A 26,384-nucleotide genomic window follows, 5' to 3' on the forward strand; every position below is an offset into this window, starting at 1 on the left:
TATCCTTGATTAAATAAAATTTTCAAAGATAATTTTATTTAAAAAAAATAAATAAGCCCAAATTTATTTTTGGGCTTATTGTTATTTTTTAGGATTGAATGCTTGATCAACACTAAAAGGCATTGCTTGATAACCCGTGCCTGAACCGCTAAATTGAATTTGAACCGAAGGCTCCTTAGCACCCCAGTTAAATTCATCAATTTCAGGTTTTGGTTCCCCAAGACTTACACCTTTGCTAAGATCAAAAGCCATTCCAGCTGTTGCGCTATAAACCATAATAGAATCTTTATCTGGTTCATATTGAGTTAGAGAAGTTACAGGAGAAAACCATTCATTTCCACGATTTTTACCATATTCCCAAATTTGTTCCACAGTTTTATTTTGCTGATCGATTTTATAAATTACAGCACGAGAATATTTTTGACTTGCAAACGCAGGTTGTTCAGCTCCTCTTGCATCACCATTATCAAAAACACTTATATAAATATAACGCTTGTTTGATTTACTATCAATTCTCCAGCCTGTATGTTGCGTCCAAGTGAAATCAAATCCACCATTGTCATTTTCATAACCTGGGCATTTGCTATAATCATCATCACAAACAATTTTTTTGCCATTTTTATCTACAGGTTGCAATAAATATTTTTGAAATTCTTTATTCCACCCTTTATGTGCCCCTAAAATCCATTTTATTTTTTTATCACGACCAATTTTAACAACAGCACTTTGATGGCGACTAGAAATAATAATACTATCATCACTTGGATCATAATCAACGCTATTTACATGAGCCCAATTCCTACCTATACCTGTACCTGCTATATCTCCAAATTTGTCGCTTTCATCCATTTTGGCAAGTTCTTCATCGCTTAAAGTTTTACCCGCTTTGCTTGCATCTATATTTAAACACACTGCACCTTGATCTAAAGCTTTGATAATAGTACTTCTATAAGGATCTAAAATCTCATACAATCTCCAATCATCAACAACATTACCATTCTCATCTACTTCTATAATAGTATCACGCACTGTGCGTACATGCTTACCATCTGGACGCAAAGTATTTGCTGAAGCTACTCTTAATAAATAATGCCCATTTTGCATATTGTCCATAGCATGAGAAAAATCTATATAGGTAGCAGGTAATTTGCGATTGAAAATTTCTCTTCCTAAGATATCGTATTTTACATATCTTTGACCAAATCCCCAAGTTAAAGCTCCATCTTTGTTTTGATGAAAACCCATCATAATTCCACGATTGTAAATATTATCCCAGTTCATTAGTTTATCGTTATCAAAATACCATCTGATTTCACCCTTAGTATCTATGATAAAGACATTTGAATTTTCATCCCATTCCATAGCACCACCTACAGGATTATTCCATACAGATTGTGAGCCTTTGCCAGATTGTTTTCCAGGAGCATTATTTACTAAATATAGCCTATCTGAAAATTTTGGATCCATTTTTAATACTTTCACATTTTCAAAAGGAGTTCCTCTTTGATCAGTACTTCCACTTGGTTCTATGCTAACCCCTGGAGTTGTAATTTTATAAATCTCATCAATGACTTTTTGACTTTTACCATTTGCAGTCTTAGTATAACTTACCTTTACTGTATTTAAATAAGAAGGATAAAGTCCAAAAATAGGAATTCCACCATAAGTCTTAGCCATTTTAGAATTCACATTATAAGAAATAGTTTGACCATTTGGTTTAGGAACAATGGTTACTTTTATATCACTTAAGACATAACCATTATCCATAATAATAGCGGTCAAAGGAGACAATCCATAAGGATTCATTTTAATCGCACCTATTTGTCCTTGAATTTGCCAATCTATTTTCGCTCCACTAGGACCACCCATGGCCATTAAAGCATTAGGTGCAAGTAGGGTAGAACCCGCCAAAAGTGCCATACAAAGAGTTTTGCTAAGTCTCATGATCAATCCTTTAAAATTATTTAAGCCATCCTAAGATAGCTTAATAAAATTTTAATAATACACAACAAAAATAATTTGTTGCGTATTTTAAGAGTATCTTTAAATGACTTGATTTAAATGATTTAAACTAGCTATATTTTGATTTGGATTTTTTGGTTCGCCTATAAATTTAAGCACCAAAACCAAAATAACAATCACCAATGCAAAAATTTTAGCATTAGGTTTATTTTTATCTAAAACATAGGTTATAAACATTGCAAAAAGCACAATAAAACAACATAAAAATGCTATAAGACAGCAAATTGCCATATTCATAAACTTTAAACTAGGAATCAAATACCAACCATTGCTATAAAGCCCATTTTCAAAATTAGGTGGACTTCCTATAAAAAATTTTTGAAAAGCATTAAGATGATTATAAGCATTTTCTGGAACTACAGGGGTATCCATCCCACATTCTCCTGTTGGCAAAAACCAACTAGGAGCCCACTCATGCAAAGGTAAATTAAATGGATAAATAGGAATTTCACGACATCCATCTACACCTGCAAAAGGATTTTCAGAATGAACCACTTCATGAATATGATTTAAAGTTATACAATGCTCCAAGCCAAGCCAAATTCCATAAAAAGCTAAGCCATAAGAAAAAATTTTTATAATATTATTTTTAGGGTTGATTAATGCAATCATACCACCTATAGCCATAACAAGCATATCAAATCTTATATACACACATTGTTCGCAAGGTTCCATAAAAAGATATTCTTGAAATAAAAAATGCGCTATACAAGTAAGCCCTATAGTAACTATAATCAAAATTAACCAAGGTTTGCGCGTATCTTGCCATTTGGAAAGTGAAAAATTTCTGCAATTATCTTTCATTTTTATACAACTCATTTTTGCTTGCTAAGTTCTTTAGTAATTTCAATCAAAGCCTCTGGAGAGTTAATTGCACTTGGAACGATTTGATATTTTCCATTAACAACAAAAGCAGGGGTGCCATAATTTTGCGAAATAGGATTGGCAATTTCATAACTTTTTAAAAGCTCTGCAGCCTCTGGAGTTTTTAAGAAATTTTCAAAATCAGCTTTACTTACATTCATTGCTTTTAAACCGACACTATAAAAAGCTTCAGGATTTTTACCATTTTCCCATCTTTGTTTTTTCTTAAAATATGTATTAAAATAAGCTTCAGCAACTTTATGAGTTAAGCTATTTTTATCCGTAGGATCAGCTTTATTTACACCATCTTTAAATGCCGCAAAAGCAAAAATTTCATTAGCTTGCTTTCCATAATCTCCCATAGAACTTACAGGATAAAATTTATAAGTTAAATTAGGTAATTTTTCTTTAACTTTACCCATGGTATTAAATTTGTGATGATCATAGCAATGAGTACAGCGATAAGAAAAAATTTCAATCAATGAATTATCAGCGTTAGCAATAGGATTTTTAAGAATTACATATTCTTTACCTTCACTTAATGCACTGGCACTTATACCTGCTAAAAAAGCACATACAACAATAGATCTTGCTAATTTTACTGGAAATTTCATTACCTTCTCCTTGAAATTTGGTTTTGATAAAACTTTTTATTAAGTTTTTATGTAATAACCATTATAAAACTATTAAAATAAAAATATTCTTAAAAATTTTATAACTAAGAATATTTACTTTAACTAAAAATCAAGAATAGGGGATTAAAAAATTTAATGCACAAGTTATCATTTTTATGTATATTTTGATAATAATATAAAATCATTTAATTTTTAAATATTCTTTATAGTTTTCAAGAAAAATAAAATATAATTTTAATTTACAAAATAAAATTATCAATTTTTTACATTATATTTTATGGATAAGTTTATTTCACTCAAAAGGTAAAATCATAAAAGTATGTAAAAATAGTAGCTTAATCTATATCAAAGTAGAATAATCTAGGTGTATATAAAAAAGTTTGAAAATTATAGTTTTCAATACAAAATTATAAATTTTACATATTTTTACCTTTTATCATATCTTTTTATGATTGATATAAGATTTATTTAATAAAAATATTTCAATCTTTTTGGCTTGCATATAAAAACAAACTTTTTCCTAAAAAAGCTTTTTTTTACTAAGTTAATACTAAAATACCTTTTCTAGTTAAAAAGCTAAAATTTTAGATTTAGGAAAAGTTTTTATGAAATACCCTTTAGATTGTGAAGAAAATTTTGAAAAATCATTCTTATTTTGGCTAGCAAAATATGTAAAATTTAAACTCAACTCGCTATCTAACAAAGAATTAAAAAATCCACAAGCTTTAGCAGAAGTTAATTTTGCTCTTGCAAAAGGTGTAAAAAACATTGAAGAACTTGACGCTCTAGCAAAAAAAGCAAGAAATGCTGGTTTAAGTGGAATTAATACTTATTTTAATCCTTTAAAAAAAGTATTTGAATATTTAAATTTTTACAAGCTTTACTCTTTAAAACAGATTGATGAAGAACTCATTGTAGAAGTTTTAGCAAGTATAACAGGTGCTTTATCAGATGCAAGTAAAAAAAATTACCGTATTGCTGTGATTAATTTTTTTGATTTTTTAGACAAGCAAAATGAAGAAGATGAAAAAGCGCATATTTTCAATATCAATCTTAAAAACTGGGCAGGTATAGCGGGTTCTAAAGGGGTAAAATTACCTGAATTTATGAGTGAAGAAGAACTTAAAAAATTTCTTGATGCTATTGAAAATGCAGATTTTAAAAACAATACCATACGCAATAAACTTATTATTAAAATCATCATTTTTACAGGCATACGGGTAAGCGAAGCTATCAATATCAAAATGGGTGATATTAGCGAAGAAAACGATCTTTATATCATAAGAATAAGAGCTAAAGGCAATAAATATCGTGTTGTAATGATAAAAAAAGAACTTATTTACGATTTGCTTAAAAATGTAAGTATTAATTATATGAGCAAAGACGCCCTGCTTTTTGTCAATAAAAAAGGCACTCCACTGACCCAATCTTATGTCAGTCGCATAGTAGAACAGCTTTTATTTCGTGCAGGAATTCGCAAACAAAAAAATGGTGCTCACATGTTGCGTCATACTTTTGCCACCCTACTTTATAAAAAGCAAAAAGATTTAATTTTAGTTCAAGAAGCTTTAGGGCATGCGAGTTTAAATACTTCAAGAATTTATACTCATTTTGATAATGATAAATTAAAACTTGCCGCACAGGTTGCAAAGGAATTAAGTGACTCTTGAAAACTATGCTGTTTTTGGTGGATATTTTTACTATGATTTAAAACACACTTTAAAAGCCTTTAACCACAAAGAAAGTAAAAAGTGCTTTAAATTTATAGAAAAATATAAAAATGATTTTTATATTTTAATGCTTGCTGATTATGAGCTATATAGATATTTTCAAGATAAAAATTTCACAAGTAAAAAAGCTTATTTGTCTATATTTGCTTTTAAAAAAAGAAAAAAATTTCAAAAAGAAGATATTGATGAAGAAAAATTTATTCCTGAATTTATAAATTTTTTAGATCAAGATAATTACAAAGAAAATTTCATCAAGGTTAAAGAGGCAATCTCCAAAGGAAGAGTTTATCAAATCAACCTCACTCAAAATTTTAAATTTCATAGCAAAATGGATTCTTTTGAACTTTTTAAACTTTTGCTTTCTAGACAAAATACTGAATTTAAAGCTTTTATAAAAGATGAAACAAGAGAAATTTTGTCCTTCTCACCTGAACTTTTCTTCAAGACCAAAAAAAGAAAAATATTTACAAAACCTATGAAAGGCACAATTAAGCGTGATAAAGATCCTATAAAAGATGAAGAAAATAAAATTTTCTTGCAAAATGATACAAAAAATCTAAGTGAAAATGTTATGATTTGTGATCTTTTGCGTAATGATCTTTCAAAAATCATCACAAAAAAAAGCTTAAAAACCAAACTTTTTGAAATTCAAAGCCACCCTACTTTACATCAAATGACTTCAAGCGTACAAGGAAAACTTAAAAAAAATATTTCTTTATATCAAATTTTTAAAGCTCTCTTTCCTTGCGGTTCTATTACAGGTGCTCCAAAGCTTGAAAGTATTAAATTTATTAAAGAATTAGAACAAAGAGAGCGTGGTATTTACTGCGGAACCATAGGTTTAATACACAAAAATAAAAATAAATTTAGCGTAGCCATACGCACCTTAGAAAAACAAGATGAAATTTATACTTATAGCACGGGTAGTGGCTTGGTTTGGGACTCAAATTTCAAAGATGAATTTGAAGAATTAAAACTTAAAAGCGCGATCTTAAATCCTTGTGATTTTCATCTTTTTGAAACCATGTATTTTAAAAATTCTCAAATTTTATTTTTAAAAGAGCATTTATTAAGGCTTATAAATTCAGCTCTTAAATTTAATTTTAATACTCACAAGCTCTTTAAAGATTTTTATAATATTTTAAATCAAAAAAGTTCTTATAAAGAATATCAAAATTTTACACTTTTTAAACTCGATGAAAAAATTTTTCACAAAAAACACTCTTTATTTTATCATTTTCCCCTACCCTTTAAAAATCCACATAAAGAAGGAATTTTAAAACTGATTTTATATAAAGACGGAAGATACGAATTCCAACAAAGCGCCTTAAAACAAAATTCAAACGATATTTTGCTTTTAAGTGATGATAAAATCAACTCAAAAAGTGACAATCTCTATCACAAAAGCTCTTTACGTACTTTTTATAATCAACACTCATACAAATGGCATCAAAACTTGTGTTATGACATAGCTTTTTTTAACGAAAAAGATGAACTTTGCGAAGGTTCAAGAACCAATCTCATCTTAGAAAAAAACTCTCAATTTTATACTCCACAAATTCAAAGCGGTATGTTAAATGGCGTATATAGAAATTTCTTAATCAATCTTGGTTTGATAAAAGAAAAAGCATTATTTAAACAAGATTTATTTGAAGCAGAAAATATTTATTGTATTAATTCCGTGCGTGGTTTAAAAAAGGTAAAATTACAATGAAGAAAATTTTATTTATAGATAATTATGATTCTTTTAGTTATACCATCATCTATTATCTTAAAGAACTTGGTTTTGAATGTAAAGTGATAAAAAATGATGCCTTTAAAAAAGCTAAAGAATTAGAAAAATTTGATTTCACTCATCTTATCATCTCTCCTGGCCCTCATTCTCCCAAGGAATCTAAATTAAGCTTAAAAGCAATCAAATATTTTAAAAAAAATAAAAAAATTTTAGGTATATGTTTAGGACATCAGTGTATAGCTGAAGTTTTTGGCGGCAGGGTTTCTAAAATACAAAATCCCATGCATGGTAAAATTTCTAAACTTTATTTTAAAAAAGATCCTATTTTTAAGGGTATTAAAAAAGAAATTGAAATTTGCTTATATCATTCTTTACATATCAGTTCTATGCCTAAAAAATGTAAAATTTTAGCTCAAAATTCAGAAAATATCATTATGGCAATTAAACATAAAAAATATCCTATTTATGGATTACAATTTCACCCTGAAGCAGTTTTAACGCAAAAAGGCAAAAAAATACTTAAAAATTTTATGAAACTTTAATATAAAATATTTATTTTAATTATTTTTTAAATTCAAAATATATTTTTAATAACTTGCTTATAAAATTTACAACTAAAAATATCAATAAAAATAAAACTATAGATTAAAAATTAATTTTTTTAGTAATAGTTTTAATTAATGTTTTAAAACATTAATTAAAACTATAAAAGTTACAATTTTGTTTATAGCATAATTAAAAAATATTTATTTTTACAAAATAATACTTGATTTTATTTTAATAATATGATAACATAATACCGCAAATTTAAATTTTAACAAGGAAGGAGCTCACTTATGATTTATCATAATAAATTGGTGCTTTCTGCAATTGCAGCAAGCTTTATAGTTTCCACGGGGGGGGCTTTATGCACAAGATATCAGCGACGATGGTAAGCTAATACAAGATAAAAACAATAAGAGTCATTACACCTATGAATTTAACACAGGTGATGATGTTAAAACAGAACTTGGCAAAACTAAACTTTCAGGCAAAGAACCAATCAAACATCTTACTATAAAAGCAGGAAAAGATCAAAGTGGTGAATTAAAATTTACAGGAACTACTGGAAAAAAAGCATCTTTAGGTAATGGCTATAGTTTTGATCTTACGGCAGACAGCTTAAAATTTACAGGAGATGCTATAGGTGATGCAAATATTATTGCCACTAATGGCGCAAGCACTATCAATGCTAAAAATGGCGTAGAATTAAACAAAGGACATATACAAGTAGGTAATGGAACTTTCTTTAATCAAAGCTTTAATGGCTCTTTAACCATCAATGGAGATTTAAAACTTACTGATAGTAGTGTTGCAAACTTTGGACAAGCTAATTTTAATGTTAATGGAAAAGTAAGTGCTAAAAATACAACATTTGAAGCTGAAACATTGGATTTAAGTCGTGTAACTAGCAATGGTTTTTATATCATGAGTGCTACTAAGGGTTTTGAAAATGCAGTAAGTTCAGATAAAAGCTTTACAGATGTTAGCAGCGGCAACAAGGGAGCTTTAATTTTTCACAATCCATTAGTAAACATTTCTTCTAATCTTATGAATCAAAATTACGCAGGTGGAATAGGCACTATAACTGATTTTGACGAAATTGCACCAACAACCAATCTAGACAGTCTTTATAAAACAGAACTTGTTCAAAAAGGCAATAGTCTTTATGTAGATGGTGGTTTTAGTGCTACTAAAAATAATAGAGTTGATTTTGATGCATTAAACACAGCTATCAAAGCAGAATTTACAAAGCAAAAAACAGCTTTAGAAGCTCTTTACAAAAATGAAAAAGGATCTGAAACTGGAACTTTTGCAACAAATAAAAAAGTAGTTAATGATAAAATAACTGAATACAATAAAAAAGATGGTACTATTGAAAAATCTCAAAAAGCTGTTGATGCCACTAAAACTGCACTTGATGAAGCCAATAAAAAAGGCGATCAAGAAGGAATTAAAAAAGCCCGAGAAGCTTATAATGCAGCTGTAAAACAACTTGAAAACGATAAAAAAACTCTAAGCGAACTTAACAATCGTTTAGCAGAATACAATGCACTTATCGAAGACATTAAAAACAAAACAGCTAATCTAAATGATAAAATCAATAATACCAAATTCGATATCAGAGCAGGACAAAAAGGACAAATTTTTGCTTCTTTAGCTGAATCTAATGTAGGTGGTAAATTAGCTGGAACAGCTGATTATATCTTTGCTAATGGTAAAGTAATCAACGATGTAGAAAGAGCAGCGCAATCAAATGCAGGAAATTCAGCTCTAAATGCTCCTATTGGTGCTATCAATATGTCAAACGATATGGCTATATCAAATCGTTTAGCTAAATTTAGCAATCCTTATTCAACTGTAAATGTAGCTTCTTTAGAAGACTTAAAATTTGCAGCAGGAAATGGAATCGCTAGCGATTCTCAATACGCTTATGGAGCAAGAAGTTATGATAATAATGTATGGGCAAATGTAATCGGTGGTGCTAATATCATCGATAGCAAAAGCGGTGCTTTATATGGTGTAAGCGTAGGTTATGATCGCTTAGTAGGTGAAGATACTATTCTTGGTGCTTATTTAACTTATGCTGATTCAAAAATTAAAACTAGCATGGTAAATCAAGAAAGTGATAACTTACAACTTGGTTTATACTCAAGAACACTTTATGGAAATAGCGAATTTGACTTTAAAGGCTATGCACAATTTGGCTGGACTGATCAAGATAGATTTATAGCTGGAACGGTAAATTCATCTGATTTTACTAGAAAATTCTTAGGTGCTAGCGGAACTTATGGTTATGTATTTGATATGGGAAATGATTTTTATATTAAACCTTTAGCAGGGCTTAATCTTTATTATTCTTTTACACCTGATTACAATGAAAATGGTGCATACGCTCAACACGTTCAATCACAATCTAGTTTTGACACTAGTATAGAAGCAGGTGCTGAATTTAGAAAATATCTATCAAAAGAAAGCTATATTTATGCTACACCAAAAATCGAGCAATATATAATCACTTCAGGAGATGATTACACAGCTAGATTTTTAGGAAGCCCTACTTCATTTACTATCAATGGAAGTGATAAGAAAAAAACTTATGGCTCATTTATAGTTGGTGGAGATGTTAATATAAAAAATCAATGGGCATTTACTTTCTCAGCAGGTGTTAAACATCTTTTAAGTGGTAAAGTAAATGACGAAAGCGAAACTTATTTAAGTGGAAACATCGGACTTAAATACCAATTCTAATCCTATAAAGTAGAATTCTCCTAGCAAAGCCATTATGGCTTTGCGTCCTAAACAAAATATTATCAAAACATATATCTAAGAATTATAAAATCGAGATCAATAAACTTTTGCAAAGCTTAAAAAATGTATAATATATTATAAAATTTAAAATCAAGGCTGTTTTATGACTTATCTAGAAATCGAAGGCACAAATCATCTAAGCGGAAATGTTGCAATAAGCGGGGCAAAAAATGCCGCCCTACCCTTGATCGTTTCAAGCATACTTGCTAAAAACGAAGCAAAAATCAACAATGTTCCCAATGTTGCTGATATAAAAACTCTTATATCTTTGCTAGAAAATTTAGGAGCTAAAGTCAATTTTCAAAATAATAGTGCTTTATTAAACACAAACACCCTTAATCAAACTATAGCCAAATATGACATTGTACGCAAAATGCGTGCTTCCATACTTACCCTAGGGCCTTTACTTGCTCGTTTTGGGCATTGTGAAGTATCTTTGCCTGGTGGATGTGCCATAGGACAAAGACCTATTGATTTACATCTTTTAGCCTTGGAAAAAATGGGGGCAAATATACAAATCAAACAAGGCTATGTCGTAGCTAGTGGAAATTTAAAAGGCAATGAAATTCTTTTTGATAAAATCACGGTTACAGGTAGCGAAAACATCATCATGGCAGCAGCTTTAGCTAAAGGTAAAACCAAACTCTTAAATGTTGCAAAAGAACCCGAAGTTGTTCAACTTTGCGAAGTTTTAAAAGACGCAGGACTTGAAATCAAAGGCATAGGTACAGACGAGCTTGAAATTTATGGCAGCGATGGAGAACTTTTAGAATTTAAAGAATTTAGTGTTATACCTGATAGAATTGAGGCAGGAACTTATCTTTGTGCTGGGGCTATTACAAATTCTAAAATTACTTTAAATAAAGTTAATGCCACTCATCTTAGTGCAGTTTTAGCAAAACTTCATCAAATGGGTTTTGAAACCCTGATTGCAGAAGATAGCATCACCCTACTTCCTGCTAAAGAAATTAAACCTGTAGAAATCATGACAAGCGAATATCCAGGCTTTCCAACCGATATGCAAGCGCAGTTTATGACATTAGCCTTAAAAGCTAATGGAACTAGTATTATCGATGAAAGACTATTTGAAAATCGCTTCATGCATGTAAGTGAACTTTTAAGAATGGGCGCGGATATTAAACTCAACGGTCATATTGCTACTATAGTAGGCGGAAAAGAACTTAACGCTGCTGATGTCATGGCTACAGATTTGCGTGCTTCTTCAGCTCTTATCTTAGCAGCTCTTGCAGCCAAAGGCACAAGCAAAGTCCATAGAATTTACCATCTTGATAGGGGTTATGAAAATTTAGAAGAAAAATTTAAAGGTTTGGGTGTAAAAATCACAAGGCTTGAAGAATGAAAAATATCTTTGAAACCTTAAAAGACTTAGAAGATCAAATTTCATGCTTAGATGAAAGTGAGCTTATTAGCCTTGAAAAAGCAAAAGATAGAATTTTAGCTAAAGATTTATACGCTAGAAAAAATCTACCCAGTTTTGACAATGCTGCTCTTGATGGCTATGCTTTTAATTATGCTGATATCAATGAAGCTTTGGAGATTAAAGGGACTATTTTTGCAGGAGATAAAAATTTTTATACAGTTGCTAAAAATGAATGCTATAAAATCATGACAGGGGCTAAAATGCCCAAAAATGCTGATACTATCTTAATGTTAGAAGATGAGTATATAGAAGAAAATAAACTCATCATTAAAAAAGTTCCTAAACAATACAATGCCTATCGTTATAAAGGTGAAGAATTAAAAAAAGGTAAAATTTTACTTCAAAAAGGCACCAAACTTAATGATAAACATATCGCCCTGCTTGCTTCTCAAGGGCTTTATAAAATAGAAGTCATAAGAAAAATTCGCATAGGTATTTTTTCAAGTGGAAATGAGCTAAAAGAACCTTGGCAAGAATGCGATGAAGAAAGTATTTATAATGCCAATGCTTTGCCTTTACTAACCATGCTTCAAAATGCTTCTTATTTAGGTATTATCAAAGATAATTTTAAAAGCACTAAAGAGGCTTTAGAAAATACAAATTTTGATCTTTTAATCACTTCAGGGGGCGCAAGTGTTGGTGAGGCCGATTTTATGGAAAAAGCTTTAGATGAATTAGGCTTTACTCCGCTTTTTAAAGGACTAAAAGCACGCCCTGCAAGGCCTACTAAGCTTTATCAAAAGGGTAAAAATTTCGTATTGATTTTACCAGGAAATCCTATGGCAGCTTATCTTTCTTGTTTTATTTTTGCTAAAAAAATCATTGATTTATTAAGTGGAAACCTAGATAATCCTTTAACATTTTACGCCAAAATGGGTATGGATTTAAAGCTTAAAAGTGGAAGAAATAATCTCATCTTAGGAAATTTAGAAAAAGATATTTTTACACCATTTAATGAAAATAAATTTGGATCTGGTATGATACTTCCACTTATTAAAAGTGAGTTTTTACTTATAAGCGAAGAAAATACAAGTGAATTAAAAAAAGGTGATGAAATCACGCTTTTAAAAATATAATGTTTGTGTTTTTCACAAACATTAGCTTAATTTATCCTCATCATCATGATCATGGATATATTGTTCATCATTTTCCAAGGTGTCAACAAAACGCCCTATCCTTTCCCAGCGAACATTTTTATCTTTATCCCAAGAGAAATATACAAACCAAGGTTTACCTACTATCAACTTATAAGGAACAGAACCCCAAAAACGACTATCATAAGAATAATCGCGATTATCGCCCATCATGAAATACTCATTTTCAGGTACATCAAAAACATAAGCATTTCCGCCGCTAAAACCTATATGATTTCCAAGTTCTTTAATATAAGTTGGAGACATAGCAAAATCACCTATGCTAAGAAAGCGCAAGATATCACTTTCTATATCTTTTTTTGGATCATAATGAATACCTTTTTGTTTATAAGGTTCTTTTACATAAATTTGCCCTCCAAGAGTAACAAGATCATTTGGATAATGTTCTTTCATAAATTCATCACCCTCATGCATTCTCACATAAAGTGTTTTATTTGCATAAACTATCCTATCTCCTCCTGTACCTACACAACGCTTTACAAAGTGTTCTTTTTCATTTCTAGGGTTTCTAAAAACAACTATATCTCCTCTTTGTGGCCCTTGTGCTTTTATCAAATGTCCATTTTTATTAAAATCCGGCAAAACAGGAATTTCCAACCAAGGAATATGAGGAGTTGGGATACCATAGCTAAATTTTTTAACAAATAAAAAATCCCCCACTAATAAGGTGTTTTTCATAGAGCCAGAAGGAATAACAAAAGCTTGTATAAAGAAAAAAATCACCAAAAGAACAATAACTACAGTTCCAGTCCAAGACTGTGAAAATTTATATAATCTCTTTAAAAATTCCATAGATTTTTCCTAATTAAGTCTATTTTTAGCAGATTTAACTGTATTTTCTAAAAGTATAGCTATAGTCATAGGACCTACTCCACCTGGAACAGGAGTTATATAACTAGATTTTTTAGATACTTCTTCAAAATCTACATCTCCAACTATCTTTCCACTTTCAAGACGATTGATTCCAACATCAATAACAATCACTCCTTCTTTTACCATATCCGATCGAAGCAAATTCACACAACCTGCTGCTACTATAATCAAATCGGCCTGTCTAGTATAAAGGCTCAAATCTTTGGTTTTGATATGACAAACGCTTACTGTAGCTCCAGCATTTAAAAGCATAGTAGCCATAGGACGACCTACTATATTTGAAGCACCTATAATAACAGCGTCTTTTCCTTCTAAATCAATTTCATAAGCCCGTAAAAGCTTCATAACTCCAAGTGGAGTACAAGGCAAAAACCCACTTTCTAAGCCTAAATTTAAATATCCTACATTAATAGGATGAAAACCGTCAACATCTTTACTACTTATAATGCTTTCAAGTATTAAATCTTTACAAATATGATCAGGTAAAGGAAGCTGAACCAAAATTCCATGAACACTATCATCGTGATTTAAGGTATTAATCAATGCCAAAAGTTCATTTTGTGTAGTATTTTCATTAAGATGATAAACTAAAGATTTAATTCCACATTCTTCACAGGCTTTAGCCTTAGATTTTACATAAGTTTGACTTGCAGGATTATCTCCAACCAAGATAACAGCTAAACAGCTTTCAATCCCTTTGCTTTTCAAAAATTGATTTTTTTCTTTTAATTCTTCTTTGATTTTTGCGCTTAAAGCTTTACCATCAAGCAAAGTCATTATTTTCCTTCTATAAATTTAATCACTTTTTTAAAGTAAAAATTGTATCATATTAAAACTTCATTAACAAGGTGAAACTTTGAAAATTGTTTTAATGTTTTTTTTATTCAGTATCAATCTTTTTGGTGCTGATTTTATCACTCTTAAAGAATACTCTAAAATGCTTTATGAAAATCCAAGAGGCATTAGTTGTAAAGAATGTCATGGAACAGATGGAAGCGAGCAAATTTTAGGATATTTTATGAAAAATGGTATTAAAACAGCTTATAAAGTTCCAAGTATACAAAATCTTAGTTTTGAGAATTTTAAAAATTCTCTTAATCAGAGTAAAGACGCAAAATCAATCATGCCAAATTACTCTTTAACAAATGATGAAATTGTAACTTTATATAATTACATCAAGCAATTTAGCAAGGAAGAAAAATGACAAACAAAAAAGCTTTTAAAGAAGCGTGTAAATTCATCGCAGGTGGTGTAAATTCTCCAGTTCGTGCTTTTGCAAATGTTCAAAGTGAGCCAAAATTTATTTCCCATGGAAAAGGTGCTTATATTTTCGATATAGATGGAAATTCTTATATAGACTATGTTCAAAGCTGGGGGCCTTTACTTTTTGGACATTGCGATAAAGATATACAAAAAGCTTGTCAAAAAGCACTTCACAAAGGTTCAAGTTTTGGAGCTCCAACTTTATTAGAAACTGAACTTGCCAAGCTTGTTTTATCTGATTTTCCTCATTTAGAAAAGATCCGCTTTGTAAGCAGTGGAACAGAAGCAACCATGAGTGCTATTCGTCTTGCCCGTGGCTTTACTAAAAAAGATAAAATTTTAAAATTTGAAGGATGTTATCACGGGCATTCTGATTCATTATTGGTGAGCGCAGGAAGTGGTGCTGCTACTTTTAACTCTCCTAGTTCTTTAGGTGTTTTAGAAGATGTAGCTAAACACACTTTAGTAGCAAAATATAATGATATAAATAGCGTCAAAGAGCTTTTTGAAAAAAATAAAGATATTGCATGTGTTATCATTGAGCCTATTGCTGGAAATATGGGGTTAGTTCCAGCTAAACAAGATTTTTTAGAAGAACTTGCTAAGATCTGCAAAAACAATCAAACTCTGCTGATTTTTGATGAAGTAATGAGTGGATATAGAGCATCTTACCTTGGTTCCTATGGAATCAATCATATTCAAGCAGATATAATTACTTTTGGTAAAGTAATAGGAGGTGGTCTACCTGCAGCAGCGTTTGCTTCTAGAGCTGAAATTATGGATATTTTAAGTCCTTTGGGTGGAGTTTATCAAGCAGGAACTTTAAGTGGAAATCCTTTAGCAATGGCTGCAGGCATAGCAAGTCTTACAAAAGCCAAAAAGAAAACCAAGCTTTATGACAAGCTTGGAAAATTAGCAAAAAAACTTACTCAAGGAATGAAAAAATTAGCAGATGAAAAAGGACTTCCGCTGCAAGTTTGTCATGTGGGTTCTATGTTTGGATACTTTTTCACCAAAAATCCTGTATCAAACTACCAAGATGCATTAAAATCTGATCTAGCATTATTTTCAAAATTTCACAAAAATATGCTTGAAAATGGAATTTATTTAGCGCCTTCTCAATTTGAAACAGGCTTTATATGTTCAAAAATGGATGATAAAATTGTAGATACAACATTAGAAGCTGTTAGGGAAAGCTTTAAAAGAATATGAGCAATATTTTAAAAGAAGAAAAAAATCACTTAGAAAATTCCAACAGCAAAAGACAAAAAATCATTCGCAAAACTCTTGAAGCTGCGGATGGTTTAAGTCTTGGCATCTCTATGGTTGTTGCTGTATTTATAGGTGTGGGAATAGGATATTTGCTTAAAAAATTTACTCCTTATCCTTGGCTTTTTTGGCTTGGAGTTTTTTGGGGGATCAGTGCTGCTATACTTAATGTTTATAAAGCTTATAAAGTTCAAGTAAAAAGCTATGAAGAATTTAAAGAAAGAGATGAGTTGATCAAAGAAAAAATTCAAAAAGAAAAGAACAAATAATGGAACATAAAAAAGCTCTATTTTGTATTTTTGCCATTATTCATTTATTTTTTTGGATCATATTTTTATCGTTAAATCATTTTAAATTAGACACATTTTTAAGCTATGAAATAGCTTTTTTTAGTATTTTATTGATTATTTTTGCTTCTTATTTAAATTATAAAAAAGTCATTATAAAAAAATCAAAAAATTATGAAAAAGATTTTAATTTCATTTCATCACTTTTTATCAAAAAAGAACAAAATTTATCAAAAATTATTCATTTTAAAGTTCTAAAAGACGATTTAAAGCCAAATATTAAAGAGAAAATCCATTTTTTTGCTATGTTTTTTACTCTCTTTAAATTGATGGCTTATGTGATATTGGTTGCTGGATTTTTATTTTTACATCGCCAAGATAAATTAGATATCTTTGCTTATATTTGTGGAATTTCATCCTTGCTAGTTTGTGTGTTTATTTTTATTTTATATATAAAAAAGTATGAGTCCAAAAAAAATTATTAAATCAATGACAGCGCTTTTTGCTGGTATGGCTTTTTTATTTGCAGGTAATGCCTTGATAGTAAGCTCTATAGGTGTTATATTAAAAGAAAACGGAGAAAGTTCTTTAGCTGTTGGAGTGGTAAGTTCTTGTTTTTTTATAGGCGCTCTTGTTGGAACCATCAGTGCTCATAAAATTATTTCTCGTATAGGTCATATACGCTCTTTTGGGCTATTTGGGGCTATTTTTGGAATTTCAGCTATGCTTCATACAGTAAGCGAAAATCTTATTTTTTGGGCTGTTTTAAGATTTTTCATAGGGATTTGCTACTATGGTCTTTTAATAGTCATAGAATCATGGCTTAATGAAAAAAGCAAAAATGCCATTCGATCTAGAATTTTAGGTTTTTATGAAATTGTTTTTTATCTTGCTTTTGGTATTGGAGTTTTAATCATAGCGTTAAATTTAAGCAAACATAGTGTATTTATTCTCAGTGCAACTTTGATTTTACTTTCATCTTTGCCTTTAAATTTGATTAAAATCAAAGAACCTGTTTTGCCCGCACCAAGTCCTATTTCTATACCTAAAATTTTTGATATAGCCCCTTTGGCTATCGTCACAAGCTTTATAGCTGGAATGCTTATAAATGGCTTTTTTTCTATGGCATCTTTATTTATACTTTTGCAAGGTTTTGATGCAAAAGCGGTTTCTTATTTTGTATTTTGTGGGGTTTTAGGTGGTTTTATTGCACAAACCATCATAGGAACTATTTCAGATAAACTTGGTCGCAAATTTGCCATTATCACTTGTGCAAGCATAGGATTTATCACTATGCTTATATTTATCTTTTTTAAACTTCACTTGTATATGCAATATTTTTTAGGAATTACTCTTGGTGTAGGAATATTTTGTTTATATGCTTTAGCACTTGCTAGAGCAAATGATGTTTTAGTAAGCAAAAATAAAGGCGTAGAGTTAGGTCGTGGTGTTCTTTTTTGCTATTCTTTGGGCTCTTTGTTTGGCCCTTTAATTTTAGGTTTTTTAATGCAATACTTTGAAATCAAAGGTTTTATATGGTTTTATATAGTTTCTTTAGCATTTTTAATTCTTTTTGCTATCAATAAACCAAATATTTTAAATAAAAAATTTAAGAAAAAGCCTGGAAATATGGTGATATTTGATGATTAATACTCAACTAGCAAGTCAAATTGCCAATACGCAAAAAAATGATTTAAAAGTAGATAACTCTACTTCAAAAGATAAAACAAATTTAAAGGACAATCCAAAAGAAGCACTTGCACAAGCTTTAAAGCAAAACTTAGGTTTAAGCAAGGACGCTAGTAGTGAAGAAATACTAGCAAAATTTGTTCAAAATGAAACAGGCACCAAATTAAAAGAACTTGTTAATAAACTTTTAGATCAAATCAATGCTCAAAAAAATCCCGATTCCCCTGTACTTAAACAAGGAAAAAATTTAAATTTAGCTCCTAATTTTGCTAATGAATTAAAAACTTTAAGCACAGAACTTGCAAAAAGCGATACTTTTACACAAGTTTTAGACAGATTAAATCAAATTTTAAAACCTGCCAGTGAAATAAAAAACAATAACTTAGCTCCTTTGTTTAAAAATTCAGGCGTATTTTTAGAAGCTAAATTAAAAGATGCCCTAAACGAAGAATTACTACCCAAAAGTTTTCACTCTCTTTTAAGTACAATCAAAGGTCTTAGTAGTGAAAAACTAAGCGTTCAGATAGCCCAGCTTGCAAATACAAATTTAAGCCCAAAAGACACTTTAAAAGAATTAAAAAATATTATTAATTCTAGCAAAAATGAAAATAAGCAAATTTTAAATCAAAGTTCTTTTAAAGCACTTTTAAATTTAAGTTCTAAATTGGAAAATTTTAAAAATTATATAAGTAAAAATCCCAGTCATGCTCAAGAAAAAATCACCCCTATAGCTAATAAAATTTTAAAAGAATTAAATTCCATCAAAAATGATTTTTTCAAAGCTCTTAATAAGCCAGAAAATTTAATGATAAAAGATCCAAACATCCTTAAGCAAACTGCTACCGCCTTTGAAAAACTTGAAAATACTTTAAAAAATATACTAGGCAATCAAGCTTTTAAAATACAAGATAAAGAAAATATTTTAGAAAATCTTTTAAGTAACAAAGAAAATATCAAGGAAGAAAAACTTAATCATAATACAAAAAACCAAGATGAAGAAAAACATATAAAAGCATCAAAAGAAGATGAAAATTTAAATTCTGGTATAAAAACCCATGAAGAAGATACCCAAGATACAAAAAATGATATTCAAAACAATGAAACAGAAAATAAGCCAGACAATGATATAAAAAATTCTACTCCAAACCAAGAAAAAATTAAAGATGAAAAACAAGAAAAATCAAAAGAAAATATCAAAGAAAATCCAAAATTTTATGAAACAAAAATAGAAAACAAAACTTCAATCAATACAAATACCAACACTTCAAATCCTAACACAAACAATACGCAAAATTTAAATAATACTCAAAATATTCAATCTAACAATAACCAAACTATGCAAAATATTTTTAAAAATCAGGAATTTATAAAACAAAATATTGTAAAAAATTTAGCATTTAATGTAGAAAATTTAGATCTAGAACAAGTGCAAGATTTAAGTAAAAATTTAAACAATCTTTCTCGTAGACTTAATGAAAGCTTGAAAGAACTTGAACCCTATACTCAAAATGCCAAGCTTAATCAAGCAGAACTTAAAAATCTTGAACACAAACTCAATCTTTCTACCAAAGATCTAACGCAAATTAAACCAAAAACAGAACAAGATATAGCTGAATCTTTACATCATGATGTAAAATCAACACTTTTGCAAATTTCAAATTTAGCTAAAAATGAAGGCAATGAAGCTGTGTATAATCAAGCTAATCGTCTTTTGGCGCAAATTGAAATCAATCAACTCATGTCTTTAGCCAATGATTCTATCAATACCTATCTGCCTTTTTCTTGGGATGATTTAAATGATTCTAAAATTATGTTTAGACGCGGAAAAAAGGATAAATTTTTTGCTCAGATTAAACTCGAATTTGCAAAACTTGGAGATTTGGAAATTCTTATTTCTTTAAATAATGAAAAATATATAGATATTAATATTATGGCAGAAAATATTGAATTTAGAAAAACCATCTATGAAAATGCCCATGAGCTTAAAAGAAATATCAATAAAGCAGGACTTTTAAGTGCAAATTTCTTTGTAGGTGATATCATAAGAAGTAAATTTGATACTAGAAATATGAAAAATTTAGACCTTGAAATGGGTATGGATAAAAAAGTATGAGCAAAATCAAAAGATCGATTAAAAAAGCTGTAGCTCTAGGCTATCAAAAAGAAAAAAACTCTGCCCCAAAAGTGCTTGCAAGTGGCAAAGGTGAAAGTGCTGCTAAAATTATTTCTTTAGCCAAGGAACACGGAGTTCCCATTAAAGAAGATGAAGATTTAATAGAAATTTTAAGCAAGCTTGACTTAGGTGATGAAATTCCACCTAATATGTATAAAGCTGTGGCTGAAGTTTTTGCCTTTATCTATCAAATGGCAAATAAAACTCCTAAAAACTAATCCGCTATTTTTTCTCCAAATTTAATACCCTGCCCTGCTTTTAAATTAAAAGTTAAAAGTCCTTTTTGAGAGATTAAAACTATAGTAGAACCCAGTTCAAAATTTCCTAGTTCTTCGCCTTTTTTTAGATTTAAATTTTCATATTTTCTAGTAAAATTATGAGAAATTTTAGCATTGGTTTGTATGCTTATATCAAAATTAAAACGCATTTTTCCTACATTTTGCGCTCCTACAAAAACAAGCCAAAAAATACCTTTTTCATTTTGACATTTTAAACTCACTCTTTCATTTTTTACATACAAATTACTAATGCGTTCTAAATGCTTTTCATTTACACTATAAAGCACTCCACTTGTGTAAGTTGCGCTTAAAATTTGCATATCACAAGGGCTGTGATAACGATGATAATCTTTTGGAGAAAGATAAATATTGACATAATCGAGCCCATTTTTAAGTTCATCTTTTTCAAAACTATCTTTTAAAAGCTCCTCAACGCTATAAGTATGTCCTTTTATAGAAAAAGCAAAATGTTCTTCATTTGCCAAAAAAGTACTTCCACACTCTAAAATTTTACCATCGCTTGGGCTGATAAAGCCCTCTTCAAGTTTTCTTGGAATTTGCAAAGTTCTTGTAAAAAGAGCATTTAAACTCTCGTATTCACAAGGGGCTTTAAATTCACTCATATCGATATTAAAATACTTAACATAATTTTCATTAATAACTTTTTGTATCATTTTAGGAAATTTAACCCCTGCTACAAAACCAAAAAGTCTCGAACTTTCTTTCGAAAAACTCATTTTTTTCCTTTTAAATTTAAAATCACTATTTCACTTGGAGCAAAAACTCTAAGACTTGGTCCCCAAAATCCTGCTCCACTGCTCACATAAAGCTTAGTTTTTTCTCCTAAATCATAAAGCCCATGAACAAAACCTTGCTGAAGTTTAACTAAAAACATAAAAGGAAAAATTTGTCCTCCATGAGTATGCCCGCTTAAAACAAGATCAAAATCACTTAAATCATAAAGCAAAGCTGTTTTGGGTTGATGTGTGAGTAAAACACTAGGTTTGCTTGTATTTAAATCCACTTTTATTCTTGCTAAATCAGGAGCATATAAACCCTTATCAAGTCCGGCTAAATCCCCAAGTCCAGCAATATTTATAAAATCTAAATCTAAATTTTGATTGACTAAAATTTTCATATTAGTATGTTTTCTAAGCAAATCCAAAACTTCATTGATACCATGATAATACTCATGATTTCCCAAGGCATAAAAAGTTCCATAAGTGGAATTAAAATCATTAAGTTTTGAGATATAATTTTTTAAATCTTTAGGATTAGTATCAATCAGATCTCCTACTATTACAACCATATCAGGACTTTGCAAATTCACTTTAGTGATGAGCTTGTCTAAAAAATTTTCATGCAAATTTTTACCCAAATGTATATCAGTAAGCATGGCAATTTTTAAATCTTGTTTAAGATTTGGTATTTCAACATCAACACTCTTTACTTCAGGTGTTTTTAGAGCATTATTTATACTTACATAAATTAAAAACACACTTAAAACTATAAGAAAAAACTCGAAAATCAAACGCAAAATAAGATTATATTTTTTATCTCTTTTACCTATAAGAGCTAAAATCAATTTAATAAAATCCCAAGCTAAAGTCATAAAAAACAAACAATAAGTCGGAGCATAAAGCATGGCTAAAATTTCATACCAAGTATCACTTAAATATTCATCTCTACGAAATATTAAAAACACAGCTTGGGCCAAAAAAAGCACAATAAAAATAAAGACAAAAATTTTATAAAAATACTTAAAAAGAGTAATTTTCTTGATTAATCTTTTATAAATATAAACATTTGCTAAGCCAAAAATCAATAATACAATGAAAGAAAAAATTAAAAATATCATAAAAGTATTATAACCAAGTAAAATTAAATATCCGTATAAATTTTTCTGTTATAATAAACTTTTAAATAATTTTAAAGGCTATAAAATGTACCGTTTTGCACCTTCTCCCACAGGTGATATGCACATAGGAAATTTACGCGCAGCAATTTTTAATTATATCTGTGCAAGACAAAAAAATATGGATTTTATCTTACGTATTGAAGATACTGATAAGGCTAGAAATATAGCAGGAAAAGAAGAAGAAATCAAAGAAATTTTAAATCTTTTTAGTATTTCATGGCAGCATTACTATATACAAAGTGAAAATTTAAAATTCCATCGCCAAATGGCTTTAAAACTTATAAGTGAAAAGAAAGCTTTTGCTTGTTTTTGCACCGAAGAAGAACTTGAAGCAAAAAAAGAGCTAGCTAAAAAACAAGGTAAAGCTTATCGCTACGATGGCACTTGTGAAAAACTAGCCGATATCGATGTTTTAGATTGTGAAAAACCCTTTGTTATCCGTCTTAAAAAACCTACTCACACTATGAAATTTACAGATTTTATCAAAGGTGAATTAAGTTTTGAACCTGAAAACATAGACTCTTTTGTGATTATGAGAACGGATAAAACTCCAACTTATAATTTTGCTTGTGCGGTTGATGATATGCTTGAAAATGTTACTTGTATTATACGCGGAGAAGATCATGTTTCAAACACTCCAAAACAAGAACATATCCGCGCAAGTTTAGACTATAACAAAGCCATAACTTATGCGCACTTGCCTATCATTTTAAACGAAGAAGGTGTTAAAATGAGCAAAAGAGAAGCACATTCTTCTGTAAAATGGCTACTTGAAAGTGGAATTTTACCTAGTGCAATCGCAAATTATCTTATCATGCTAGGCAATAAAACTCCTTGTGAAATTTTTACCTTAGAAGAAGCTATAAAATGGTTTGATATTTCTAAAGTTTCAAAAGCTCCAGCAAGATTTGATCTTAAAAAACTTTTGCAAATTAATCGTGAACATATCAAAATGATAAAAGATGATGAGCTTAATAAAACTTTAGATTTAAACAAAGATCTTGCACAACTTGCTAAATTTTACACTCAAGAAGCAAGCACCACAAAAGAACTTAAAGAAAAAATGCGAGCTATTTTCAACACAAAAGACTTTGGAGAGTTTGAAACAGAATGTAAAATTTTAAAAGAACTCTTAAAAGATATTGAACTTTTTGAAAACTATGAAGATTTTAAAAATGAACTTTTAAGCAAAAGCGGCTTAAAAGGTAAAAAATTTTTCATGCCTTTAAGGATAATTTTAACAGGAAATATTCACGGACCTGAGCTTAGCGATCTTTATCCTTATATTAAAAATTTTATTCACGAATTAGCAAGGATTTAATTATGGTTATAGACTCTTTTATTATTTCTATTTTTCAAGTACTACAAATTGTCATTAACATTTATACTTGGATTATTATTATCACGGCACTTTTAAGCTGGGTAAATCCTGATCCTTATAATCCTATAGTGCAAATTTTATATAAACTAAGCTACCCTGCTTACGCCTTAGTTAGAAAAATTCCAACACGCATTGGTAATATTGATCTTGCACCTTTGATTATAGTCTTAGCATTGCAGTTTCTTGGTATTTTTCTTGGGAATATCTTAAGGAGTATATTGTGATAAAAAAAATACTCGTTTTTTTATTTATTTTTTCAAGTTTAAATGCTACACAATATAGTATAGAAAAACTCAAAAAGGAAGAAAATTCGCTTGCTAAGGATTATTATATTTATAGGCTTTTAGAAAAAAATAAAATCAGTAAAAAAGATGCACAGGATTTAAATTCTCATATTTTTCGCTATATAGGAAAAATTAAATCCGAACTTGAAAAAATCATCCCTTTAAAGCCTTATATCAACCCAAAATATGCTAAATGCTATACCTATACAGCAAATACTATCTTAGATGCAAATTTAACTTGTCAAAGTGTGCGCTTAAATTCATTAGTTTTTATAGCGAGTTTAAATTCCAAAGACCGAACGACTTTAGCTCAAACCTTTAAAAATCAAAGACCTGATTTGACAAATTTATTACTAGCTTTTAATACTTCTGATCCTATGAGCTATATAGTACAAAAAGAAGATATTAATGGTTTTTTTAAACTTTATAATTATTCTAAAAAATACGACTTAGATTTAAATACAAGTTTAGTCAATAAATTACCAAACCACATTGGTTTTAAAGATTTTGCACAAAATATTATTATTAAAAAAGAAAATCCAAAATTTAGACATTCTATGCTAGAAATAAATCCTGAAAATGTAAGTGAAGATTCTGCTTTCTATTTAGGAGTCAATGCCTTAACTTATGATAAAACAGAGCTTGCTTATGACTTTTTTAAAAAGGCAGCACAAAGTTTTAAATCGCAAAGCAATAAAGACAATGCTATATTTTGGATGTGGTTGATTAAAAACAATGAAGAAGATTTAAAAACTTTATCACAAAGTTCTTCTTTAAATATTTATAGTCTTTACGCAAAAGAACTTACTAACACACCTTTTCCAAAGATAGAAAGCCTTAATCCAAGCAAGAAAAAAAATAATTTTAATATGCAAGATCCTTTTGCTTGGCAAAAAATAAACAAACAAATTCGCGATGCTAATGCAAGTCAACTAGATGTCTTGGCAAAAGAATTTGACACACAAGAAACCTTGCCTATTTATGCTTACATATTAGAACGCAAAAATAATTTTAAAAAACATTATTTTATAATGCCTTATTATGACAATATAAAAGACTATAATAAAACAAGACAAGCTTTAATTTTGGCTATTGCCAGACAAGAAAGTCGTTTTATTCCAACTGCTATTTCAGTTTCTTATGCTTTAGGCATGATGCAATTTATGCCATTTTTAGCCAATCACATAGGGGAAAAAGAATTAAAAATTCCAAATTTCGATCAAGATTTTATGTTTAAACCTGAAATAGCATATTACTTTGGAAACTATCATCTAAATTACCTTGAATCACGTTTAAAATCTCCACTTTTTGTCGCTTATGCTTATAATGGTGGTATAGGATTTACTAACCGTATGCTTGCAAGAAATGATATGTTTAAGACGGGCAAATTTGAACCTTTCTTGTCTATGGAGCTAGTTCCTTATCAAGAAAGCCGAATTTACGGAAAAAAAGTTCTAGCTAATTATATTGTGTATCGACATCTTCTGAACGATAGTATAAAGATTTCGGATATTTTTGAAAATTTAATTCAAAACAAGGCAAATGATCTAAACAAATCTTAGCTACAAGCCTAGTCTCTTCCTTGACACTAGGAAGAGATACTTTAAAATAATCAGTATAGTTGTTTTGTATTATATATTTTAAATACTCATCATCTAATTTTTCAATATTGGCTTTTTTATTATTGATAAAAACTTCTAAATTTTGAATTTTTAATGTATTTGGGGTAAAAGATAAAGCTAATACATCATCTTTACTTATCTTGTCTAGAATTGGGTTTAAATAAGACATGGTTACAATGGCATTAATCTTATCTTGTGTGATTTTGTATTTTTGAGTAAACATTAAAGTTTGAGATTTTAAATTTGTATCCACAATCGCCTGATCTTTTAAAGAACAAGCTCCAAGCAAAAAAGCACCTAAAATTACACTATAAATTTTCATTCTTTTTCCGTATTTTTTAGTATTATTGTAGCCTTTTAACCCTATTTTTTGGTTTAAAAAGATATAATTTTACAAAAAAAATTAAGAGTATAT

24 protein-coding genes are annotated in these 26,384 nt (G+C 29.4%); 16 read left to right on the forward strand and 8 right to left on the reverse strand.

Features of this window, described 5'->3' with window-relative positions; genetic code table 11:
• Positions 1-81: 81 nt before the first annotated feature.
• The 3 genes from AJ888_RS05100 to AJ888_RS05110 form a co-directional block, all read right to left on the reverse strand.
• Complete coding sequence (locus AJ888_RS05100; protein ID WP_002861503.1) at positions 82-1,944, reverse strand: aryl-sulfate sulfotransferase; 1,863 nt, start codon at positions 1,942-1,944, stop codon at positions 82-84.
• A 99-nt stretch (positions 1,945-2,043) separates the two neighbouring features.
• Positions 2,044-2,841 (reverse strand): protein-disulfide oxidoreductase DsbI, encoded by a 798-nt coding sequence (gene dsbI, locus AJ888_RS05105; protein ID WP_032603317.1) that lies wholly within the window; start codon positions 2,839-2,841, stop codon positions 2,044-2,046.
• On the reverse strand, positions 2,838-3,500 hold the full coding sequence (locus tag AJ888_RS05110; protein ID WP_002861501.1) for a thiol:disulfide interchange protein DsbA/DsbL: 663 nt from the start codon (positions 3,498-3,500) through the stop codon (positions 2,838-2,840). Before AJ888_RS05110 ends, dsbI begins: the two co-directional genes overlap by 4 nt.
• A gap of 626 nt (positions 3,501-4,126) precedes the next feature.
• Between AJ888_RS05110 and AJ888_RS05115 the strand changes: the two genes are divergently transcribed.
• The 6 genes from AJ888_RS05115 to AJ888_RS05140 all read left to right on the forward strand — a co-directional run bounded on the left by AJ888_RS05115 (position 4,127) and on the right by AJ888_RS05140 (position 12,854).
• Positions 4,127-5,191: a tyrosine-type recombinase/integrase gene (locus tag AJ888_RS05115; protein WP_002861500.1), complete on the forward strand. Its 1,065-nt coding sequence runs from the start codon at positions 4,127-4,129 to the stop codon at positions 5,189-5,191.
• Positions 5,181-6,965 carry a bifunctional chorismate-binding protein/class IV aminotransferase gene (locus tag AJ888_RS05120; protein ID WP_002861499.1) on the forward strand — a complete coding sequence of 595 codons (1,785 nt, stop codon included), beginning with the start codon at positions 5,181-5,183 and terminating at the stop codon, positions 6,963-6,965. Before AJ888_RS05115 ends, AJ888_RS05120 begins: the two co-directional genes overlap by 11 nt.
• Positions 6,962-7,528, forward strand: a complete 567-nt coding sequence (locus AJ888_RS05125) for an anthranilate synthase component II (RefSeq protein ID WP_002861498.1) — start codon at positions 6,962-6,964, stop codon at positions 7,526-7,528. Before AJ888_RS05120 ends, AJ888_RS05125 begins: the two co-directional genes overlap by 4 nt.
• Before the next feature lie 886 nt (positions 7,529-8,414).
• A complete protein-coding gene (locus tag AJ888_RS05130) occupies positions 8,415-10,277 on the forward strand; it encodes an autotransporter outer membrane beta-barrel domain-containing protein (protein WP_180753244.1) in 1,863 nt (620 codons plus the stop codon).
• Between the two features lie 163 nt (positions 10,278-10,440).
• Entirely contained in the window at positions 10,441-11,697 is a 1,257-nt protein-coding gene (murA, locus tag AJ888_RS05135; protein WP_002861496.1) for a UDP-N-acetylglucosamine 1-carboxyvinyltransferase, read from the forward strand.
• Positions 11,694-12,854: a molybdopterin molybdotransferase MoeA gene (locus tag AJ888_RS05140; protein WP_070296168.1), complete on the forward strand. Its 1,161-nt coding sequence runs from the start codon at positions 11,694-11,696 to the stop codon at positions 12,852-12,854. Before murA ends, AJ888_RS05140 begins: the two co-directional genes overlap by 4 nt.
• A gap of 21 nt (positions 12,855-12,875) precedes the next feature.
• On the opposite strand, the gene lepB is transcribed toward AJ888_RS05140, so the two are convergent.
• The gene (gene lepB / locus AJ888_RS05145) at positions 12,876-13,724 is read right to left on the reverse strand and encodes a signal peptidase I (RefSeq protein WP_002861494.1); all 849 of its coding nucleotides are present in this window, start codon (positions 13,722-13,724) and stop codon (positions 12,876-12,878) included.
• Positions 13,725-13,733: 9 nt separating this feature from the next.
• Entirely contained in the window at positions 13,734-14,582 is an 849-nt protein-coding gene (gene folD / locus AJ888_RS05150) for a bifunctional methylenetetrahydrofolate dehydrogenase/methenyltetrahydrofolate cyclohydrolase FolD (protein WP_002861493.1), read from the reverse strand.
• A gap of 79 nt (positions 14,583-14,661) precedes the next feature.
• Between folD and AJ888_RS05155 the strand changes: the two genes are divergently transcribed.
• The 7 genes from AJ888_RS05155 to AJ888_RS05185 are packed head-to-tail and all read left to right on the forward strand — an operon-like array spanning position 14,662 to position 20,704.
• Positions 14,662-15,009 carry a hypothetical protein gene (locus tag AJ888_RS05155; protein ID WP_002861492.1) on the forward strand — a complete coding sequence of 116 codons (348 nt, stop codon included), beginning with the start codon at positions 14,662-14,664 and terminating at the stop codon, positions 15,007-15,009.
• The gene (hemL, locus tag AJ888_RS05160; protein WP_002861491.1) at positions 15,006-16,280 is read left to right on the forward strand and encodes a glutamate-1-semialdehyde 2,1-aminomutase; all 1,275 of its coding nucleotides are present in this window, start codon (positions 15,006-15,008) and stop codon (positions 16,278-16,280) included. The genes AJ888_RS05155 and hemL overlap by 4 nt, the downstream gene beginning before the upstream one ends.
• Positions 16,277-16,606 (forward strand): AtpZ/AtpI family protein, encoded by a 330-nt coding sequence (locus tag AJ888_RS05165; RefSeq protein WP_002852414.1) that lies wholly within the window; start codon positions 16,277-16,279, stop codon positions 16,604-16,606. Before hemL ends, AJ888_RS05165 begins: the two co-directional genes overlap by 4 nt.
• Entirely contained in the window at positions 16,606-17,109 is a 504-nt protein-coding gene (locus tag AJ888_RS05170; protein WP_002861490.1) for a hypothetical protein, read from the forward strand. The genes AJ888_RS05165 and AJ888_RS05170 overlap by 1 nt, the downstream gene beginning before the upstream one ends.
• A complete protein-coding gene (locus tag AJ888_RS05175) occupies positions 17,087-18,274 on the forward strand; it encodes an MFS transporter (RefSeq protein ID WP_032603316.1) in 1,188 nt (395 codons plus the stop codon). Before AJ888_RS05170 ends, AJ888_RS05175 begins: the two co-directional genes overlap by 23 nt.
• Entirely contained in the window at positions 18,267-20,426 is a 2,160-nt protein-coding gene (locus AJ888_RS05180) for a flagellar hook-length control protein FliK (protein WP_002861487.1), read from the forward strand. Before AJ888_RS05175 ends, AJ888_RS05180 begins: the two co-directional genes overlap by 8 nt.
• Positions 20,423-20,704 (forward strand): FlhB-like flagellar biosynthesis protein, encoded by a 282-nt coding sequence (locus AJ888_RS05185; RefSeq protein ID WP_002852641.1) that lies wholly within the window; start codon positions 20,423-20,425, stop codon positions 20,702-20,704. The genes AJ888_RS05180 and AJ888_RS05185 overlap by 4 nt, the downstream gene beginning before the upstream one ends.
• On the opposite strand, the gene AJ888_RS05190 is transcribed toward AJ888_RS05185, so the two are convergent.
• Both AJ888_RS05190 and AJ888_RS05195 read right to left on the reverse strand, forming a co-directional pair.
• Positions 20,701-21,501, reverse strand: coding sequence for a phosphatidylserine decarboxylase (locus tag AJ888_RS05190; protein WP_002861486.1), 801 nt, complete (start codon positions 21,499-21,501; stop codon positions 20,701-20,703). The genes AJ888_RS05185 and AJ888_RS05190 overlap by 4 nt on opposite strands.
• The gene (locus AJ888_RS05195; RefSeq protein WP_002861485.1) at positions 21,498-22,622 is read right to left on the reverse strand and encodes a metallophosphoesterase; all 1,125 of its coding nucleotides are present in this window, start codon (positions 22,620-22,622) and stop codon (positions 21,498-21,500) included. Before AJ888_RS05195 ends, AJ888_RS05190 begins: the two co-directional genes overlap by 4 nt.
• An 85-nt stretch (positions 22,623-22,707) precedes the next feature.
• Here AJ888_RS05195 and gltX point away from each other — a divergent pair, with 85 nt between their 5' ends.
• Genes gltX through AJ888_RS05210 form a run of 3 tightly spaced genes read left to right on the forward strand, consistent with a single transcriptional unit; the run spans position 22,708 to position 25,909 of the window.
• Positions 22,708-24,003 (forward strand): glutamate--tRNA ligase, encoded by a 1,296-nt coding sequence (gltX, locus tag AJ888_RS05200; RefSeq protein ID WP_002861484.1) that lies wholly within the window; start codon positions 22,708-22,710, stop codon positions 24,001-24,003.
• Positions 24,004-24,005: 2 nt separating this feature from the next.
• The gene (locus tag AJ888_RS05205; protein WP_002852501.1) at positions 24,006-24,287 is read left to right on the forward strand and encodes a YggT family protein; all 282 of its coding nucleotides are present in this window, start codon (positions 24,006-24,008) and stop codon (positions 24,285-24,287) included.
• On the forward strand, positions 24,284-25,909 hold the full coding sequence (locus AJ888_RS05210; protein WP_002861483.1) for a lytic transglycosylase domain-containing protein: 1,626 nt from the start codon (positions 24,284-24,286) through the stop codon (positions 25,907-25,909). The genes AJ888_RS05205 and AJ888_RS05210 overlap by 4 nt, the downstream gene beginning before the upstream one ends.
• Here the strand turns inward: AJ888_RS05210 and AJ888_RS05215 are convergent.
• Complete coding sequence (locus AJ888_RS05215; RefSeq protein WP_002861482.1) at positions 25,806-26,291, reverse strand: hypothetical protein; 486 nt, start codon at positions 26,289-26,291, stop codon at positions 25,806-25,808. The genes AJ888_RS05210 and AJ888_RS05215 overlap by 104 nt on opposite strands.
• Between the last annotated feature and the right edge of the window lie 93 nt (positions 26,292-26,384).

Source organism: Campylobacter sp. BCW_6467 (assembly GCF_001762855.1).
GTDB lineage: Bacteria > Campylobacterota > Campylobacteria > Campylobacterales > Campylobacteraceae > Campylobacter_D > Campylobacter_D jejuni.